Raw genomic sequence first — 18,213 nt, 5'->3', positions numbered from 1 at the left:
ATCTCGTATGCCGCTTACGACTTGCTGGTTGAAGGCGCTCGGAATAATGTAATGCCGGCTTCGTTCGGATTCGGTTACTACAGAAGCAATTGCTTCTGCAGCTGCCAGCTTCATTTCCTCGTTGATTTCAGATGCTCTGCAGTCCAAGGCTCCACGGAAGATGCCGGGAAAGCATAACACATTGTTAATCTGGTTCGGATAATCTGAACGGCCGGTTGCAATGACACCTACGATATCCTCGACTTCTTCTGGTAGAATCTCCGGTTCTGGATTGGCCATCGCAAAGACAATGGGACGCTCGGACATCGACTGAACATCTTCTCTTTTCAAAATACCGCCAGCAGACAGCCCGATGAATACGTCCGCACCTTGAACAGCTTTTTGCAGCGTTCCAGACTCCCGGTTCGGATTGGTATGCTGAGCGTACCATTGCCACATCGGGTTGTCGTAGGTTTCATCTGCCGTTAGTACGCCGGCACGGTCAACCCCGATGATGTTTTTCACTCCTGCTGACAAAAGAATTTTGGTGCAGGCGGTACCGGCAGCACCTATTCCGCAGACAACGACCTTTAAATCTTCGACAGATTTACCTACCACTTTAAGTGCATTGATCAAGGCTGCATACAAAACGACAGCCGTTCCATGTTGGTCGTCATGGAATACCGGGATATCCAGTTCCTCGCGTAGTCGCTGTTCGATCTCGAAGCAGCGCGGGGAAGAAATATCTTCAAGATTAATGCCGCCGAACGCCGGGGCGATTGCCTTGATAATAGAAATAATGCCTTCCGTGTCTTGGGTATCCAGACAGATCGGGAAGGAGTCGACATCTGCAAATTGCTTGAAGAGCATCGATTTACCTTCCATAACAGGCATAGCGGCATGAGGACCGATATTGCCGAGCCCCAGGACGGCGCTGCCGTCGGAAATGACGGCGACGGTGTTGCGCTTCATGGTAAGCGAAAAGACTTTGCGAGGTTCATCCCGAATAGCCATGCATACTCGTGCGACATCCGGCGTGTAAACACGTGAGAGATCGTCACGGTTTTGGATCGGCGTCTTAAGCTTGGTTTCGATCTTGCCTCCCAGGTGAAGCAAAAAGGTGCGATCCGATAGATGAAGGAGCCGAACACCGGGCATGCTTCGGATTCGCTCGGTAATGATCTCGATATCGACGGTGTCGATTACGGTGATGGTGACATCACGAATTGTTTTGTGCTTGCTTGTCTGTATGACATCTATGGCAACGATGTCGCCGCCTGCTTCGAAGATGGCAGCCGTTACCTGACCAAAATTGACTTCATCAATATTCATTTCGATGCGCGCAATAATACTTTTTCCACCTAATTTGCTGGTATTCATAGCTGCCTCCTTGGCATATCGATATACGTGTAGTTAGCCTTCTTCATTTATAACAACTTCTTTTCCTCTTTTCTTAAGCAGAATCGGCACGACGATCCACAGAACAGCAATGATCAGGAAGGTGAGTGAAATAGGTTCCCGCAGGAAGATCATGAAATCGCCGTTTGATGTCGTCAGTGCCCGGCGCATGTTGTTCTCGATCATTGGACCGAGGACGAGTCCGAGTACAAGCGGCGCCAGCGGAAAGTCGTTGCGAGCGAGCAAGAAGCCGGCAATACCGCATCCGAGCAGCAAGATCAGGTCGAACACCTGCGCTTGAACGGCGTAAACGCCGAAAATGGAGATTGCAATAATGATCGGCATCAGGTACTTTGCCGGTGTCTGAATAATTTTTGCAAATACTTTTACTAACGGCATGTTCAATACGAGAAGGAAAAAGTTCCCGATCAGCATACTTGCAATCAGACCCCATGCAACATCAGGATGTTCCTCAAACAGCAGTGGGCCTGGTTGAATGTTGTACATAATGAGCGCCCCCATCAGGATGGCGGTTGTGCCGGAACCTGGAATACCAAGGGTCAACAGGGGGATCATTGCCCCGCCGGATGCAGCATTGTTCGCTGATTCCGGAGCAGCTACACCAGCGATGTTACCTTTGCCGAAGGTTTCCGGTTTCTTGCTTACTTTTTTCTCAACGATATAACTGAAGAAAGAAGCAAGTGTCGCACCGGCGCCTGGCAGAATACCGATGAAGAAGCCAAGAATCGAGCCTCGGGCGATAGGACCTGCGCTATCCTTCATATCTTTGCGTGTTGGGAGGATACGACCGATCTTCGAGGTGGTACCCGATCCATAGTCCTTCTCCAATATCGTTTTGAACACTTCACCAAGGGCGAATAAACCGACGGCAATCGTCAGAAATTCTAGCCCGGAGTATAAAATCGGAATATCAAAGGTGAAGCGGGCAACACCGGAAACGGTATCCATGCCGATGGTAGCCAGCAGCAAACCGAGCACAGTCATAATCAGCGCCTTTGTGATAGACTTGCCCGCAAGTCCGCTAACGGCGCACAGGCCAAGCAGCATAAGCGAGAAATAATCGGCCGGACCGAAATTGATCGCTACATCGGATAGCGGCTGTGCCAGCAGAATCAGTGCGACAAGTGCGAACAGTCCGGCTGCAAAGGAGCCGATGGCTGCGATCGATAACGCAGGGCCAGCTCTGCCTTGTTTGGCCATCTGATAACCATCAAGCGTTGTAACAACGGATGAGGATTCTCCGGGTGTGTTCAGCAGGATCGATGTTGTGGAGCCGCCGTACATCGCACCGTAATAGACGCCTGCCAGGAGAATGATCGAGCTGGTAGCGGCTGCTTCCGGCGGAAGGCCGCTGGTCATAGAGGCCGTAACGGGAATCAGAAGTGCGACACCGCTCATCGGACCGATGCCCGGAAGCACGCCGACTGAAGTTCCGATTAAGACGCCGATAAAGGCGAAGAGAAGATTATACCATTGCAAGGCGGTCATAAAGCCATCCGCCAAATATTCTAAAACATTCATCGTTCATTCCTCCCCATGCTCATGATAGCCAAGACGGGAAGCCCGGCATGGAACCTTCCAGCAAGACGACAAAGATGACATATACCCCGCCGGAGAACAGGGCGGATATAAGAATGGATTTCAGCCATTTGCCTCTTTCCAACGTTTGAAATGAAAATAAGAGAAACAAGAACGTGCCGATGATATACCCGATATCTTCAAGAAAAAAGGCATAGAGGAACGCAGCGCCAAAAATCATCATGAATCGTTTGTAGTCCAGCTTTTTACTCTGTTGCGAAGTTGGTTTTGCTTTTAAAGCCTCATAAAATAAACGAATGCTCAGCAGCACAAGGATAAGCCCCAGTCCAAAGGGGAAAATGTTGGGGCCGACAGTGCTCCCGTATGCGGACGAGCTGAATTTGGTGCTCTGCCACATGAAGCCGATGCCAAGGAGCAGGAAGATGATGCTGGCATAACGGTCGAACGTTTTGTTCAAGGATGACACCTCCTAAAGATGAAAAGAAAGAGGGAACGATCGTCCCCTTCCTTCTGGTGCTTTATTTTTGCATACCTAGGGCTGTGAGCAGTTCTTGAACGTCTTTCTCTTGCTCTTCTAGGAATGTTTTGAAGTCAGCTGCATTTCTGTATTCGCTTACCCAATCGTTGGCCTTGAGTTCTTCCTGCCAAGCTTCGCTCTTGGAAAGCTCACTCAGCGTTTTATCCCAGAACGCGAGCTGATCTTCTGTTAAATCTTTCGGACCGAATACGCCGCGCCAAATGGTGAATTCGGTATCCAGACCGAACTCCTTCAGTGTTGGGATGTCTTTGAAGTCGCCGCCGAGACGTTCGCTTGAAGTGACGGCTAAAATTTTGATTTTTCCAGCTTTAAGATAGCTGCCAAGAGAAGAGACGTCGGTACCGATGGCATCTGCATTTTTGCCAAGAAGCGCAGCGATGGCTTCGCCTCCTCCATCATAAGAAAGGTACTTCACCGTCTTCGGGTCCACGCCGGATTTGAAAGCCGGTAATACACTGATCAGATGGTCCATTGAGCCTGGAGCTGATCCACCGGCGAGCGTTACCGAAGAAGGGTCGTCTTTAATCGCTTGAACTAACGACTCCAGGGTGTCATACTTGGAATCGGCAGGTACGGCAATCGCTCCAAAGTCTTTCGTTAACTGGGCTAACGGAGTAACATCCTTGTATCCATACGGGCTGTTACCTTCTTTTTTCAGATTGTTGATCAGAATCGGCGGGGAGCTGACAAACAGTTTATAAGGGTCATCATTGTCCTTCGCTACGTATTCTCCAAGGAATACGGTCCCGCCACCGCCCGGCTTGTTCTCGACGGTCATGGTCTGTTCGATCAGCTTCGTTTCTGTTAATACTTTGGTGAGGGAGCGTGCTGTTTTGTCCCATCCACCACCGGCACCTGAAGGTGCTGTAACGATAATTGGCTTGGATGGATAATCGCTGGAGCCGGCGTTTTTTCCGCTAGAGCTGCAGGCTGTCAAGCTCATTGTGAGCACGAGCCCGGCAGCTATCATTTTCAGGCTGGTTCGTTTCATCAGATTAAATCCTCCTTTATATATATCGAAAACGGATAAGTGTAAGCGCTTACTGAGATGAGTTACTTTATACTATCATTACAATTACAGATTGAATAGAATTGGCAAATAAGTTGAAAAAGGTTTATTTTGATAATTTTGTTCATAAAATTTATGATATTTTTGCTTGGGGGCTTTGTTGTCGGTGTGATGTAGATTACAATAAATAAAATCAGTGTCATACATTCTAGTTCTCGCCCAAGACGCTTGTTGCCCTTTTAAAAGGATATTGAAGCCGTTTCTGCTCTAATTCGACCATCAGCCTGGAGGCGATTGAATGCGGTTACAGACGAGGCTTATTTTGCTTATCGCTACGCTGTTGTTTTTCGTTATCGTTGCTCTAAGTTTTAGCTTTGAGCGGATTCTGGTTAATACACTTGAGAAAAATATAGGCTCTTCCGCATTGAAGCTGGCGAAGGCCGTTGCGGAGATCGATGTGATTCAGAAGGCGTTTGAAGAAGAAGACCCTTCCTCTATTATTCAGCCTGTAGTAGAGGAAATTCGGCTGGAGATCGATGCGGAGTATATTGTTATCGGCAATCGCGAAGGAATCCGTTATGCGCACCCTTTGCCGGATCGGCTAGGAAAGAAGATGGTTGGTGGTGATAATGGACCCGTGCTTAAGGGCGAGAGTATCATATCGAAGGCAATCGGGTCCATGGGACCTGCAATTCGGGGGAAGACACCAATTTATAATGATAAGGATGAGATCGTCGGGATTGTATCGGTCGGTTTCTTGATGGAGGATATCGAAGCTACCTCACGATCATACCGCCACCGCGTTATTTTACTAGCCGGTGTTGCTTTGATCATCGGGTGTGGAGGCGCCATATTGATATCTTCCAGTGTCAAGAAGTCGATTCACGGGCTGGAGCCGAAGGAGATCGGTCTTTTGTACCAAGAAAAACAGGCGATATTGGAAACGATTCATGAAGGCATAATCGCCATTAACAGAAAGGGCATTATCACATTGGCGAACCATACAGCGATGAAGCTGCTAGATCCGGCGGAGAGGGAGACAATTACCGGACGCCACATTCAGGATGTCGTTCTGGACAGCAAGTTGATGGAGGTCATACAGACAGGAGAAGCGCAGAAAGATCAGGAGATGGTTATACATAAAAGCAAGGTCGTAGTTAACCGATTGCCCATCTATGATACCGATCATAAGATTGTTGGAGCCGTATCCAGCTTCCGCAACAAGTCCGAGCTGCTTCGTCTGACGGAAGAACTGACCCAGGTAAAGAGGTATGCCGAAGCGCTGCGTGCCCAGTCACATGAATACTCCAACAAGCTGTATACGATTTATGGGCTTATTCAGCTGGAATCTTATCAGGAAGCGATGGATCTGATCACGCATGAAACCGATGTACATCAAAATTTAATTCAATTCCTGTTGCAGGAAATTCCGGACCCGATTATTGCAGGCATCCTGATTGGAAAGTTTAATCGGGGAAGTGAGCTGAGGGTACAGCTCGAAATTGATCGAGACAGCTCGTTTAAGGATATTCCTCATCATATCAGCCCGAATCAGCTTGTGACCATTATTGGGAATTTGATCGATAACGGGATGGAAGCGGCACTGGACTCAAGCTCTGACATGAAGTGGGTAAAGATATGGCTTTGGGACAAGGGGGACGAACTGAAGATCGAAGTCTCTGACAGCGGGAACGGTATTTTAGAGGCTAGCTTAGACCGCCTGCTTGAAGTTGGGTATTCCACAAAGGGTAAAAGCCATCACCGGGGATTCGGATTATCTAACGTTGATGTAGTTGTGCAGCAGTTAAATGGTACTATTGACTACCATAATGCGCCTGGGCGTGGCGCGGTATTCACGGTTACGATTCCAAAAAAGTTTCCGTAAAAATAAGGGGGGGTATCCATGATACGGGTCGTGATCATTGAAGATGATATTCGCATCGCCAGCATCAATCAACGGTTTGTTGAGAAGGTTGACGGGTTCGAGGTCGTAGGTATTGCAACGACTCGGCTTCAGGCACATGAGCAATTAGAAATTTTGTCGCCTGACCTGGTGCTGCTTGATCTGTATTTTCCTGATATGTCGGGACTCGATCTGCTACAGCATATCCAGTGGGGGTATCCTTCTACAGACGTCATCATTATTACGGCGGCGAAGGAGTTTGACACGGTGAGGGAAGCGATTCGCGGCGGGGTGTATGATTTTATGATCAAGCCCGTTGTATTCGATCGCTTTCAGGAAAAGTTGAAGGCCTATCGTAAATATTATGAGCAATTGAAACAGCTTGGCGGTTCAAACAAGCAGATTGATCAACAGGGTGTTGATCAGCTGTTATGGCGCAACTGGGAACGGCTGGACAGAGATGTGTATTTACCGAAAGGTATTGATAAGCTGACAAGTGAAAAGATTTGGACATATATCGAAGAGGCGGATGCGGTTTGGACCGCCGAAGAGCTGGGCAAGCGCGGAGGATTCAGTCGTACGACAGCGAGAAGGTATCTGGAATACTTCGTAGAGAAGGGAATGCTGGAAGCGGACATTTCATACGGTACGGTCGGAAGGCCGGAGAGGGTGTATCGAAAGGCAGAATTCCAATAGTTATGGCCGGCGTGTGTCGATTATGTGATGCACGCTGTTTATGTTCGATGCGAAAGTAGAGGGGGAATGTTCATATATTACAAGTTCGCTTATACTAGAAGGGGCTGAAGAAGATGGAATCAAAACCGGATATTATAAAATCGGGGGGAAGATATATTCATGAAAGTTGAAATAGACTTGAATCAAGAAGATTTTTGGAAATTCAATAAGTATGTGATGTTTAATTTGCCCAAGTACAAAATATCTATGATCCTTAGTTTGCTGAGCATCCCGGTCTCTTGTATCATTGTGTCGAAGCTGCTTGGCTCCGGCTGGGCTTTCGCGATCGTTGTCGGTGTCATTATCGGCGGGTTGGCGGATGTATTGTTTTTGTACAGAATCAAGAGAAGAACGATGAGCCTGGTCAAGAAAAATGACGGAATACTTGGCAAGCATATTATAGAGATCAATGAACAAGGGGTGTTCGATTCAACGGATCGAAGCCAGTCAACCTGCGGATGGAGCGGAATTCATGAGTTAAGGCAGGATAAGGAGAATATTTATATTTTTTTAAACCAACTTCAGGCCACCATCGTTCCTAAAAGATCTTTTACAGATCAACAAGAGGAAGCGAAGTTTATACAGACGGTGCAGCAATATGCGAACAAGTCATTTATTGGGGGCTAGAAAAAGCTCGGCATTGCATGCCGGGCTTTTTTAACTTTTACAAATATATTGTCAAAAGACAAGGGTGTTGTAAAATAACTCTATTGGGAAATGATGACTATTCTTGAAGGGGTGTATGTGGTTGATGATAAAAAACAGGCTGGCGGCAATTGCATTAACAGCGTCGGTTTTAGGCAGTTCGGTATTGGCAGGCAGCAGTGCATATGCTGCTGAAACGATACAAGGACAGGTAACTGAAGTCCGTACATCGACTGAAGTGATCGCTGAATGGGAGTCTTGGACCAGGGATCATGCTAATAAGCTAGACACGATTCAACCAGCTGACATCAACGCAGGGGGAGAACAGTTTAAAGACTTGGAGATGCTGAAGCCTTTGCTAAAAGATAAGAGAATTGTTTTTCTGGGGGAAAGTTCCCATGGTGTGAGCGAATTCAATTTGGCGAAGACTCGTTTGATCCAATTCCTGCATCAGGAGATGGGCTATAATGTGCTTGCTTTTGAAAGCGGTTTAGGTAATGCTTCGCTGGCCTATGGTCAATCGGGCTCACAGAGTGCGGAGCAGACGATGAAAAATTCTGTTTTTGGCGTATGGTGGACACAAGAGACGCTGCCATTATTCGAATATATAAAATCGACCCAAACCACAGAAGACCCGCTAATACTTACCGGCTTTGATATGCAATTTCAATACCCACACCTAAATGGCAGTTGGCTGGAAGACGAGAAGCTCGCTCAGCGCTTGCAAGAGGTTGAAAAGAAGATGATTGAATATTCTCTAGGGATAGATCTTAAAGCTTACCAGCAAGAGAAAGCCCCATTGATTCAAGTGTACGAGGATGTCCTAAAAGCAGTTCAAACGGAAGCAAGCCACGCTCACCTAATGGAGCTGTACCCTGACAATCCCAAGCTGCCTGTTCTTCTAGAGAGAACACTGCTTAACCGGATAGACGTTGCCAAGGAGTATGTGGAATTATGTATTAACATGAATATTGGCATGGCTGAAGGAGAATATACCTGGTTTCTCAAAACAATGGAATGGCGAGATCAGGTGATGCTGGACAATCTGATGTGGCTTGCAAATGATGTTTACCCGAAAGAGAAATTTATCGTTTGGGGCCATAACGATCATGTTCGTAAAGCACACAGTGAAGTGATAGGAACACCATATCCTGTGAAGTTCATGGGAGAAATGTTGCCCGAGGAAATGAAAGAACAAAGCTATGTCCTCGGTTTATATCCTGCAAGCGGTACAATGGCAGACAATTCGGGACAAATATATGATATTCTCCCGTTGCAGCCTGGATCAATCGAGTCGATATTGTCCGCTAGCGGCTCACCGTATACTTTTATAGATTTGCGTTATCAGATCAAGGATCAGGGGAATTCATGGATGTTCGAACCGCGTTACACTTACAGCTGGGGCACGCTCCCGGAAAATCTCATTGCCCGAGATCAATATGATGGTATTTTGCTCATCGATAACGTGACGCCTCCGGAGTATATCCGATTGTCTTCATCAAAAGCTATGGAATAGGTATTAATAATAGGTCAAACCGTGTTTACGGGTTGGCCTTTTTTATTACGACTTTAGTCAGTTGAGCACGCGATAGCGTGCGAAACATAAAACCACCCGCTATGCGGGTGGAGGGATCGAGGGTTTGACCAATAAGACCATCCCGATAAAATTGAGATGTTCAGGCTCAATTGAAAGGAATGGTCTTAGATGGCAAACAAGAGCTATAGTTTAGCTCATACTAAGTGGATGTGCAAATACCACATAGTGTTCACCCCGAAGTATAGACGGAAAGAGATCTATAATCAAGTGAGGAAAGACTTGATCGAAATCATCAAACGTTTATGTAAATACAAGGGGGTGGAGATCATAGAAGGTCACATGATGCCCGATCATGTACATATGTTAGTAGCGATTCCTCCAAAAATCTCGGTATCATCATTTATGGGATATCTGAAGGGAAAAAGCGCCCTAATGATATTCGAGAAGCATGCCAATTTGAAGTATAAATACGGAAATCGAAAATTTTGGGCGGAGGGATACTACGTTAGCACAGTGGGCTTAAATGAAGCAACCGTCGCTAAATATATTCGTGAACAAGAAGCACATGACCAAGCAGTCGATAAACTGAGTGTGAAAGAGTACGAAGATCCATTCAGCGGAAACCGTAGCAAGAGGGAGTAAACCAGTTTAACTGGTAAGTGAAAGTGACAATTACACTGAGCCTGAACAATTTTATGGTCAGGCTAGCGTCTTTAGGCGCAGTTTGGCAACAGGGGGTTATACCCCAAGAGCAAACCACCCGTTGGACGGGTGGTTATGATTCTTCATAAACATCCTAGAACAGCTTCTTTAAACGATCACAATGACAAAGAAGATACAGCAAAATCCGGCCATTTCGTTGATTATTCGTGATTGAACTTAAAACAAGTTTCTGCAATTTTTAAACGTTTTTTAAACAGGGACGCCTCTTGTTTTAACCTTGGCACGCTACAATAAATGTATATTACATGAAAGAGGACGGGGATTAACGTGTTGGATTCATACTTGGTGCCGATATTGACTGCGTTTTTGACCTTTCCTGTAGCGGCCATGCTGTGTGCCATTCCAATCCTTGTGATGCAATACCGAAAGCACGGTTATTTTAATAAAATTCGCGGAATTTTGCTGTATTTGTTTTTACTTTATTTAATGAACGCTCTGTACCTTGTTATTCTGCCAATGCCTGCATCAAGACATAATGAGCCTATGTCGACTTATATGCAGTTGATTCCGATGAATTTTATACAGGATATTGTGAAGGAGACACGGGTTGTATGGACTGATCCATCGACCTATGTACGGATTTTTAAGGAAAGAGCTTTTTTACAGGTCGTTTTTAATATTGCGCTGGTTGTGCCCTTCGGCATGTTTGTGCGTTATTACTGGCGCAAGGGCTGGAAGACCTGTCTTATCGCTTCATTCGGTTTGTCGTTATTTTTCGAAGTGACCCAGGTGACTGGAATTTACGGATACTATGATTATCCATATCGTCTGTTTGATGTGGACGATCTGATCTTGAACACGCTTGGGGGAATGATCGGATATGTGATTGCTGAGTGGGCTTATAAACATTTGCCGCGTCTGGATGAACAGGTGGATCTTTCACAAAAACGGGTCAGTTATACTCGCCGGGCAATAGCATTTATAGTGGACTGGAGTGTGCTGACCCCGGTTATCCTTCTGCTTGGTTTACTGCATGTTCCGGGCGCGTACTTTCTCGCAACATTTGTGTATTTTATTCTGGTACCTTATTTGAAAGAGGGGCGAACCATTGGTAAAGCGTTTGTGCGTATTCGTATAACCGGTCAAGGAGAGCATCTTAGCTTGCGTAAAATTTTAATCCGGAACGGGTTGCTGTATCTATTATTTGGTGGCCTACATGCGCTATCTTTGAGTTTGAATTTTCCCGGTATTTTGGAACCGATGTACTTTATCGGGTTATTTCTCTTGGATGCGGTTGTCTTTATACATGTCTTGATATGTCTCCTTGGACGCAAACAGCGGCTGTTTCATGAAGAGAAGAGCGGTACAGACCATGCCATTACTTAATATAGGAAATATTCAGTCATTTATTTCTTGAGAGTTACAACATTTTGGACATTTCAATCGCCTGATTTGTTACAATATGGAAGAATGGTTTGGAGATTGAAGCAGGCGGGGTAAAGAAAAGGGTTAAGTAAGGAAGCGTAATTTCACGCGAGGTGATATATATGAGATATCCGGCTATGGAAGCAGCAATAAAGTTTGTGAATGATCAATTCCCCGATTGCAGTGTGGCAATTTTAGCAGGCAGCGCTTCCAGAGGAGAAGAGACGCCAACCTCTGATCTGGATATTGTAATCATCCAAGATGGTATCCATCATTACCGAGAAAGCTTTGAGGAATATGGCTGGCGCATTGAGTGTTTTACTCATAATTTTGAATCGTGTCTGGCTCAGTTTCAGTCCGAACGGGAACAGGGCAGACCGATTCTTGCTTCAATGCTGGTAAACGGGAAAATGTTAAAGGATGACGGACGTTTAGAAATGATCCGGGACGCTGGTGCAGCTAATATGGCCCTGGGACCGGAACCTCTCAGCAAAGAGTTTATTGAAGCCTCACGTTATTTTATCGTTTTCCGACAGAAGACTCCCACTTCAAGGAATATGTAGAGCGTATCCCAATGAGTAAGAGAGAGATGAATGTCAGTTAAGCGTAAGCCTAAAAGTTGTCCCTTTTTTACGCTATGATATAATCAGTCTTATACAAAAAAAGGCTGATTATATCCATGAAATTACATAGTAATAACCATTCAGTGTTCTTGATGTACTACCACCTTGTATTCGTTGTTAAATACCGTAGAAAAGTCTTTGACGACGAAATGTCTGACTATGCAAAAGATATGTTTATAAAATTAGGCAAGAAATACAACATATCATTAGTTCAATGGAATCATGATTTTGACCATATTCACATTCTATTCAAAGCACATCCAAACACTGAATTATCAAAATTCATTAATGCTTACAAGAGTGCAAGTTCACGAATGATTAAAAAAGACTTTCCACAAGCAAGAAAAAAATTATGGAAAGAAATGTTTTGGTCAAGAAGTTTTTGTCTACTAACTACGGGTGGTTCTCCCATCAACATAGTTAAAAAGTATATCGAAAATCAAGGACTAAAGTGAGGTGAAAAGCAATGTTGGTCAACAAAGCATACAAATTCCGTATCTACCCAAACAAAGAACAAGAAATCTTAATCGCAAAGACTATTGGCTGTTCTCGTTTCGTATTTAATCACTTTTTAGCACGTTGGAACGATACATATAAGGAAACAGGCAAAGGATTAACTTACAATTCATGTTCTGCCGAATTAACGCAGTTAAAAAAAGAATTAGCATGGTTGAAAGAAGTCGATAGCATTGCTATCCAATCCTCACTTAAAAACCTTGCCGATTCGTATTCACGATTTTTCAAGAAACAGAATAAAGCACCACGATTCAAGTCTAAAAAGAATAAAGTACAAACCTACACAACAAAGCATACGAACGGCAATATGACGATTGTAGGAAACAAAATCAAGTTACCCAAACTTGGATTAGTCAAGTTTGCAAAAAGTCGTGAGGTTGAAGGTCGTATTCTTAACGCTACAATCAGACGAAATCCAAGTGGTAAATACTTTGTATCCATTCTTGCTGAAACAGAAGTGCAACCATTCGAAAAAACAGGTTCTTCTGTCGGTATTGACGTTGGTCTTAAAGATATTGCGATTCTTTCGACAGGGCAAATATTTGGCAACCCTAAATGGTTTCGCACATTAGAAGAAAAACGAGTAAAAGAACAACGTATTCTGTCTAGACGACAGGAATTAGCATTAAAACGAAAAAGTAAACTAGATGAAGCAAAGAACTATCAAAAGCAAAAACGTAAAGTAGCGCGTATTCACGAAAAAATAGCTAATGCAAGAACAGACTATTTGCAAAAAATCACTACAGAAATCATCAAAAACCACGATGTAATCGGTATCGAAGATTTGCAAGTGTCAAAAATGCTAAAAAACCACAAGTTAGCTAAAGCAATCAGTGAAGCATCATGGTCGCAATTTAGAACCATACTTGAGTACAAAGCAAAATGGTATGGCAAACAAGTAGTTGCTGTATCCAAAACATTTGCTTCCAGTCAACTTTGCTCGTGCTGTGGCTACCAAAATAAAGACGTTAAGAATCTCAACCTTCGTGAGTGGGATTGCCCTTCTTGTGGCATGCATCACGATAGAGATATTAACGCAGGACAAAATCTTAAAAACGAAGCTATAAGGCTTCTAACCGTAGGAACTACGGGGATAGCCTAATCAATAACTGGCGGTTACGCTGGTGTTCTTAGGAATCTCCCACTTCAAACAGCTCGTAAGAGCGTTAAGTGGGGGTAGTTCAAGGATAGTCATAATCGTAGAGAAGCTTTGATAACATTGAACACTCTCTCCATTCAGTTGATCGAATTCATTCTTAGAATGAATGGTCAGTGGACAGGAAGGGGCAAGACATTGACTAGAATATTCGAATCTTGGAATCCCGAGATGAGCGAGCGTTTTTTCGATGCATTGGATAGTTACTCTCAACACAATGAGAAGCAGCCTATATTTCAAATGGTGCATGACATCTATAAACCGCTCGGGGGCCCTTTGTTCGCCGGCTTCTCCATCGGAAAAAAGTAAATTTTGAGCTTTTAAGCTTGAGCAACTCACTGGGAATATACATACATAGAGGAGTACATCATTATGAAACCAATTCGCAATTCGGCCAAGGCGGTCATTATACAGAATGAACGGGTTCTTTTGACAAAAAATGTGGATCGGGATGGTGTTTTCTATCTGTTTCCTGGCGGTGGTCAGGAGAAATATGAGGAGTTGAAAGACGCGGTTGTCAGAGAATGTCTTGAAGAAATTGGCTCCCGTGTTGAGGTGAAGGATATCATGTTTATCCGGGAATACATAGGCAAGAATCATCAATTTACGCAGTGGGATAGCGATATTCATCAGGTGGAGTTTTATTTTGAATGTGAATTAGCTACTGAAGACGAGGTGTTTAACGGTCATAATCCGGATGAATACCAGATCGGTGTTGAATGGATTGAGCTTTCTCGTCTGAATGAAATCCGGATCTATCCGGACGCGTTGGTGAAGCCGTTAATGGAGGGTGTTTCAACATCGCGATATATTGGAGATACCAATTAAATTATTTCCTTTGATCGCTGTTAAATCAGCAGGAAAGGGGTCATATGAAGCATAAAAAATGGTTGCAATGGGGTGTTTGGCTCTTAACCGGACTGTTTGTTACCAATATTGTGACGATATATTTGCTTTTTTCTCAAAACAACAAGGCAGCTAGCACAAGTTCTAGCCGTGAGCGAACGGAATTGTTTGTTCTGGAAGGGGAAGATTCCGGGGACGCACGGTGGAAGATAGAAGACTATAAGGTTATCAAGACGTCCGATGCGTCAATTTGGAGGGGCTCCGGAAAAATAACTTATTTGGGTAATGAGGCAGATCTGAATAACATTTCTTATTTTTCTTATAGATTTTACGAGCAACAAGAGGGACGGCCAAGCGATACTGTCCTTGGAGGATCTATATCCTCTAATAGCAGCGTTGCTATTCCAAAGGTCAGAGACGTTGGTACAATTTCAGGAGCGGCTACTCCCTTGGAGCAGCTGTTGACACGTGAAGATATGGATCGATCCTATCTGGAAATTGAGTGGAAGGACCACTTGGGGAAGGTCTATAAAGACAGGATTGAGTTGACCGTAAAAGAATATGAGACCTTTTAGCAAATGCTTCCGTACATAGGGGCCTAAATTTAGGGGGATGTTGGATGGTTCAATGGGAATATAAGACGGTTAAGTATCAAACTGGCGGTTTTTTAGGTGGTAAAGTAAACCAAGCAGACATGGATGAACTGTTAAATCAATATGGATATGAAGGCTGGGAGCTGGTTTCGTGTTTTGATACAAGTCAGGGTCAAGGGCAGTCAAGGGACATCATTATGGTGTTCAAAAGGCAAGCCTATACAGTTGGATAGTTAAAGCTGAAAGCTAAGGAGGGATTCCATGATTAATCGGGAATCTGAATCTGCTTTTGTAATGACCAGGCAGAATGACCATGCACAATTTTCTGAGGAAGTGGCTAAAGGGCTTCGGGAGGAATGGTTTTTAGATAGCAAGTACAGGGATGATTGTCTCTTGGCCATCCGGGAGCATGATCGGAGCTGGATTCGTATGGATGATGTGCCGATCTGGAATGACCGGAGCAAAGCTCCATTTTCATTCATAGATTATCCGGTGCTGCCGAAGCTGGCTATGTACCGGATGGGTTTGGATGAAACCGAAGAGATGAGCTATTATGCGGCCCTGCTGTGCAGTATGTATTATGCGTCATTTTTTCAATCGGATCAGCAATCTTTGCAGGAATCTGAGCTTGCATTCTATCAAAGTGAATTGGCACGGCAGAAACGCTTGAGAGAGAAGTTGAATGCTCCAGATGAACAGGTCATCGCAAGGCATTTCCAGCTGCTCCAGCTGTGCGATAATATATCATTATATGTCTGTATGAATCGGGAAGGGATCGCTAAAGAAGAAGAGCATCCCTGGTTCAAAGATGGTTTTAACAGTTTGATAGACGGTCAAAAGTTTGTTGCCGAGTGGGTCAGCGATCATGAGATTCGGATCACTCCACAGCTTTTTACACAAGAATGGAGTGCTGTTTTACGGAACAAGCATGTTCCGAAGCAGCGGATCAGAGAAGTCGGCATTCATGAAGCTTATCTGGAGAGCGATTGGACAGAGCTTAAGGTTACTTTTGTATAAAAAAGGAGGACTCCTAATGAAACTTGCTGAAGCTTTAGTATTGCGTGCGGATTGTCAACGTAGAATCGCTCAATTGAAGGTGCGATTGGAGAGAGTAGCGAAAGTACAGGAAGGGGAGCAGCCTGCCGAGAATCCCGAAGATCTTCTGGTTGAACTGGATCGAACGATGGAAGAGTTGACTGGGTGGATCAAGAAGATCAATAAGACCAATTCGCAGACCATTTTAGCTGACGGGAAAAGCCTTGCTGATGTTCTTGTGGAGCGGGATAACATCATGCAAAAGCGTAAAATTTTGAACGAGCTGCTGGAATCTGCATCGATTCGCCAGGACCGTTATATGCGTTCCGAGGTGAAGTTTGTTACGATCATTGAAGTTAAGGCCCTTCAGAAGCAAGTGGATGAGCTGGCCAAGAACTACCGTGAGCTTGATTTCCGTATTCAAGAGAAGAACTGGACGACTGATCTTATTGAAGATTAAACGCATCGTTATGATGTTGTCGATATAATCAGAATGTTCATAAGCATGTAGAGCAGGTAACCCTTGTACCTTAAAGGTGAGCACAAACCCATTCAACGGGTCAAGTTGAAAGTCCTCAGATGCAGGGCCAAATCTGAACGGTTATAAATTAGCCCATCATTGTTACAGATGCAGGTCATCATGTACAGTGTATCTTTTTTTAATGTTACTACCACGTGTTGATTTAAGGTTCAGGGTGAGGGTGGGCAAGGGGAGTTACATGCAATAGATTCATGTAAAGTAATAAAAGGGAGCCAGCGGCTCCCTCTATTTATGAGATAGGAAAATAACGATTAATCTCTAGTCTTTGAAGCAAAGTAAACGACCATTGAAATATGATGAGTAGTATTGAAAAAAGCAAGCATACCATTAAGAAAATGAGATACATGGAACCCTCCTATGAGACCATCATTTGATTTTCACGAAAGAACCTTGACATTCATCAGCGACAAAAACCGTTCTGGAAAAACGGTGGATGGAATTACTCCTATCTTCTGTGCTCCCATCTTTGTATAAAATGCTTCTGCATAAGGATCGCTATCGATCGTAAACTCTTTAAAATGTAACTGTTTGGCTCTCCTCATTAGATCAGACCAAAGCATCCGGCCTAATCCTCTACCGATATACTCCGGATCTATAAAGAGAGCTTCCAATTTCTTTTCATCTAATGAAAAGCTGTAGAAAGCGATGATCTTAGCATTGTCTTCCATTACATAAACAGGATTTTCCTCGATATACTCTTCTTTAACCGTCAAATCCTCCCTGCATTGTTCAAGAAATTCCTCGGTATATCCCCAATAAGCCTTCGATTTATAAGCTAATTTACTTATCGTTTTGCTATCTTCTCGAAGAGCTCTTCGTATCTTCATGATCTGTCACCTCAATGTCAAGATAACAAAATTACATTTATATGTAAATTGTGGACGAGATAAGAAGGGGCTTTTCATCAAGAAAAGGCAGGCTGAATAAAGACCTCCTTTAAAACTCATATTATGGGTAAACCCAAAAAAGGAGAGTTTGGTATACCATGAGAATTATTGAAGTGATGACCAGACAAGTGCAGACCTGCCAAACCAATGATCCGGTAGAGAAGGCAGCTAAAATTATGGCACAAAGCAATGTCGGCTCCGTCCCGATTGTGAATGAGGCTGGCCGATTGACCGGAATTATGACTGACCGCGATATCGTGCTTCGTGGTGTAGCCCAGAATAAGGACTTAAAAATGACAACTTGCGAAGAGCTTATGACAGGTGAGGTTAAATGCTGCGAGCCGCATACTGAAATCCATGAGGCTGCCAAGATGCTGGCACAGCATCAGATCAGACGTCTGCCTGTCGTGGACGAGCAAGGGCGTTTAGTTGGAATTTGTGCAATCGGTGATCTTGCCGTACGGGATCATTATATCAATGAGTCAGGAGAAGCCTTAAGCCGAATTTCCAAGGGAGCAGGAATGTTTCAATAGGTTAGAAAAACGAAAAAGCAGGCCGCTCAAGCTTCATCCTTGAGCGGCCTTTATGTAATGTTTAGACATACCACGGGGGCTGCTTTTGTCG

21 protein-coding genes and 1 pseudogene are annotated in these 18,213 nt (G+C 44.3%); 16 read left to right on the top strand and 6 right to left on the bottom strand.

Translation table 11 applies throughout. The features are described from left to right. The 4 genes from C8268_RS20540 to C8268_RS20525 all read right to left on the bottom strand — a co-directional run. Nucleotides 1-1,359: NAD-dependent malic enzyme (locus tag C8268_RS20540; protein WP_106769395.1), on the bottom strand; the 1,359-nt coding region annotated here is incomplete at its 3' end. Between the two features lie 33 nt (nucleotides 1,360-1,392). Next, the gene (locus C8268_RS20535; protein WP_106769393.1) at nucleotides 1,393-2,919 is read right to left on the bottom strand and encodes a tripartite tricarboxylate transporter permease; all 1,527 of its coding nucleotides are present in this window, start codon (nucleotides 2,917-2,919) and stop codon (nucleotides 1,393-1,395) included. A 19-nt stretch (nucleotides 2,920-2,938) separates the two neighbouring features. Continuing rightward, on the bottom strand, nucleotides 2,939-3,394 hold the full coding sequence (locus C8268_RS20530; RefSeq protein ID WP_106769391.1) for a tripartite tricarboxylate transporter TctB family protein: 456 nt from the start codon (nucleotides 3,392-3,394) through the stop codon (nucleotides 2,939-2,941). A 61-nt stretch (nucleotides 3,395-3,455) separates the two neighbouring features. Beyond that, a complete protein-coding gene (locus C8268_RS20525; protein ID WP_106769390.1) occupies nucleotides 3,456-4,466 on the bottom strand; it encodes a Bug family tripartite tricarboxylate transporter substrate binding protein in 1,011 nt (336 codons plus the stop codon). 316 nt (nucleotides 4,467-4,782) lie between these two features. Between C8268_RS20525 and C8268_RS20520 the strand changes: the two genes are divergently transcribed. The 4 genes and pseudogenes from C8268_RS20520 to C8268_RS20505 all read left to right on the top strand — a co-directional run. Continuing rightward, the gene (locus tag C8268_RS20520; protein WP_106769389.1) at nucleotides 4,783-6,369 is read left to right on the top strand and encodes an ATP-binding protein; all 1,587 of its coding nucleotides are present in this window, start codon (nucleotides 4,783-4,785) and stop codon (nucleotides 6,367-6,369) included. Between the two features lie 18 nt (nucleotides 6,370-6,387). Continuing rightward, nucleotides 6,388-7,083 (top strand): response regulator, encoded by a 696-nt coding sequence (locus C8268_RS20515; RefSeq protein WP_106769386.1) that lies wholly within the window; start codon nucleotides 6,388-6,390, stop codon nucleotides 7,081-7,083. A gap of 159 nt (nucleotides 7,084-7,242) precedes the next feature. Further along, the gene (locus C8268_RS20510; protein ID WP_106769385.1) at nucleotides 7,243-7,749 is read left to right on the top strand and encodes a YcxB family protein; all 507 of its coding nucleotides are present in this window, start codon (nucleotides 7,243-7,245) and stop codon (nucleotides 7,747-7,749) included. Nucleotides 7,750-7,864: 115 nt separating this feature from the next. Next, nucleotides 7,865-9,220 (top strand): annotated as a pseudogene (locus tag C8268_RS20505) (erythromycin esterase family protein); the annotation flags it as partial. On the opposite strand, the gene C8268_RS23585 reads toward C8268_RS20505, so the two are convergent. Then, nucleotides 9,202-9,276 carry a hypothetical protein gene (locus C8268_RS23585; protein WP_420094292.1) on the bottom strand — a complete coding sequence of 25 codons (75 nt, stop codon included), beginning with the start codon at nucleotides 9,274-9,276 and terminating at the stop codon, nucleotides 9,202-9,204. The pseudogene C8268_RS20505 and the gene C8268_RS23585 overlap by 19 nt on opposite strands. 196 nt (nucleotides 9,277-9,472) lie before the next feature. Here C8268_RS23585 and tnpA (C8268_RS20500) point away from each other — a divergent pair, with 196 nt between their 5' ends. From tnpA (C8268_RS20500) to C8268_RS20450, 11 genes are all read left to right on the top strand, one after another. Next, nucleotides 9,473-9,946: an IS200/IS605 family transposase gene (gene tnpA, locus C8268_RS20500; RefSeq protein WP_106765776.1), complete on the top strand. Its 474-nt coding sequence runs from the start codon at nucleotides 9,473-9,475 to the stop codon at nucleotides 9,944-9,946. 348 nt (nucleotides 9,947-10,294) lie between these two features. Next, on the top strand, nucleotides 10,295-11,353 hold the full coding sequence (locus tag C8268_RS20495) for a VanZ family protein (protein ID WP_106769383.1): 1,059 nt from the start codon (nucleotides 10,295-10,297) through the stop codon (nucleotides 11,351-11,353). Between the two features lie 176 nt (nucleotides 11,354-11,529). Next, nucleotides 11,530-11,955 carry a nucleotidyltransferase domain-containing protein gene (locus tag C8268_RS20490; RefSeq protein WP_158702795.1) on the top strand — a complete coding sequence of 142 codons (426 nt, stop codon included), beginning with the start codon at nucleotides 11,530-11,532 and terminating at the stop codon, nucleotides 11,953-11,955. 116 nt (nucleotides 11,956-12,071) lie between these two features. Beyond that, nucleotides 12,072-12,470, top strand: coding sequence for an IS200/IS605 family transposase (tnpA, locus tag C8268_RS20485; protein WP_106767840.1), 399 nt, complete (start codon nucleotides 12,072-12,074; stop codon nucleotides 12,468-12,470). 11 nt (nucleotides 12,471-12,481) lie between these two features. Beyond that, complete coding sequence (tnpB, locus tag C8268_RS20480) at nucleotides 12,482-13,633, top strand: IS200/IS605 family element RNA-guided endonuclease TnpB (RefSeq protein WP_106769381.1); 1,152 nt, start codon at nucleotides 12,482-12,484, stop codon at nucleotides 13,631-13,633. 192 nt (nucleotides 13,634-13,825) lie between these two features. After that, nucleotides 13,826-13,996, top strand: coding sequence for a hypothetical protein (locus C8268_RS20475; protein ID WP_158702794.1), 171 nt, complete (start codon nucleotides 13,826-13,828; stop codon nucleotides 13,994-13,996). A gap of 63 nt (nucleotides 13,997-14,059) precedes the next feature. Next, nucleotides 14,060-14,515: an NUDIX domain-containing protein gene (locus tag C8268_RS20470; RefSeq protein ID WP_106769379.1), complete on the top strand. Its 456-nt coding sequence runs from the start codon at nucleotides 14,060-14,062 to the stop codon at nucleotides 14,513-14,515. A gap of 44 nt (nucleotides 14,516-14,559) precedes the next feature. Further along, nucleotides 14,560-15,108 (top strand): hypothetical protein, encoded by a 549-nt coding sequence (locus C8268_RS20465; RefSeq protein WP_106769378.1) that lies wholly within the window; start codon nucleotides 14,560-14,562, stop codon nucleotides 15,106-15,108. Between the two features lie 44 nt (nucleotides 15,109-15,152). Beyond that, on the top strand, nucleotides 15,153-15,359 hold the full coding sequence (locus tag C8268_RS20460) for a DUF4177 domain-containing protein (RefSeq protein ID WP_106769377.1): 207 nt from the start codon (nucleotides 15,153-15,155) through the stop codon (nucleotides 15,357-15,359). Nucleotides 15,360-15,387: 28 nt separating this feature from the next. After that, complete coding sequence (locus C8268_RS20455) at nucleotides 15,388-16,143, top strand: DUF3891 family protein (protein WP_106769376.1); 756 nt, start codon at nucleotides 15,388-15,390, stop codon at nucleotides 16,141-16,143. A gap of 16 nt (nucleotides 16,144-16,159) precedes the next feature. Then, a complete protein-coding gene (locus C8268_RS20450; protein ID WP_106769375.1) occupies nucleotides 16,160-16,621 on the top strand; it encodes a DIP1984 family protein in 462 nt (153 codons plus the stop codon). A 458-nt stretch (nucleotides 16,622-17,079) separates the two neighbouring features. Here the strand turns inward: C8268_RS20450 and C8268_RS20445 are convergent, their stop codons facing one another. Beyond that, the gene (locus tag C8268_RS20445) at nucleotides 17,080-17,529 is read right to left on the bottom strand and encodes a GNAT family N-acetyltransferase (protein WP_106769374.1); all 450 of its coding nucleotides are present in this window, start codon (nucleotides 17,527-17,529) and stop codon (nucleotides 17,080-17,082) included. A 158-nt stretch (nucleotides 17,530-17,687) separates the two neighbouring features. Between C8268_RS20445 and C8268_RS20440 the strand changes: the two genes are divergently transcribed. Continuing rightward, nucleotides 17,688-18,122, top strand: coding sequence for a CBS domain-containing protein (locus tag C8268_RS20440; protein WP_106769373.1), 435 nt, complete (start codon nucleotides 17,688-17,690; stop codon nucleotides 18,120-18,122). Nucleotides 18,123-18,213: the final 91 nt, after the last annotated feature.

This window comes from Paenibacillus faecalis (assembly GCF_900289175.1).
GTDB classification, from domain to species: domain Bacteria; phylum Bacillota; class Bacilli; order Paenibacillales; family Paenibacillaceae; genus Paenibacillus_AQ; species Paenibacillus_AQ faecalis.
The sequence above is the reverse complement of the archived record's forward strand: the minus strand, read 5'-3'. Positions and strand labels throughout refer to the sequence as shown.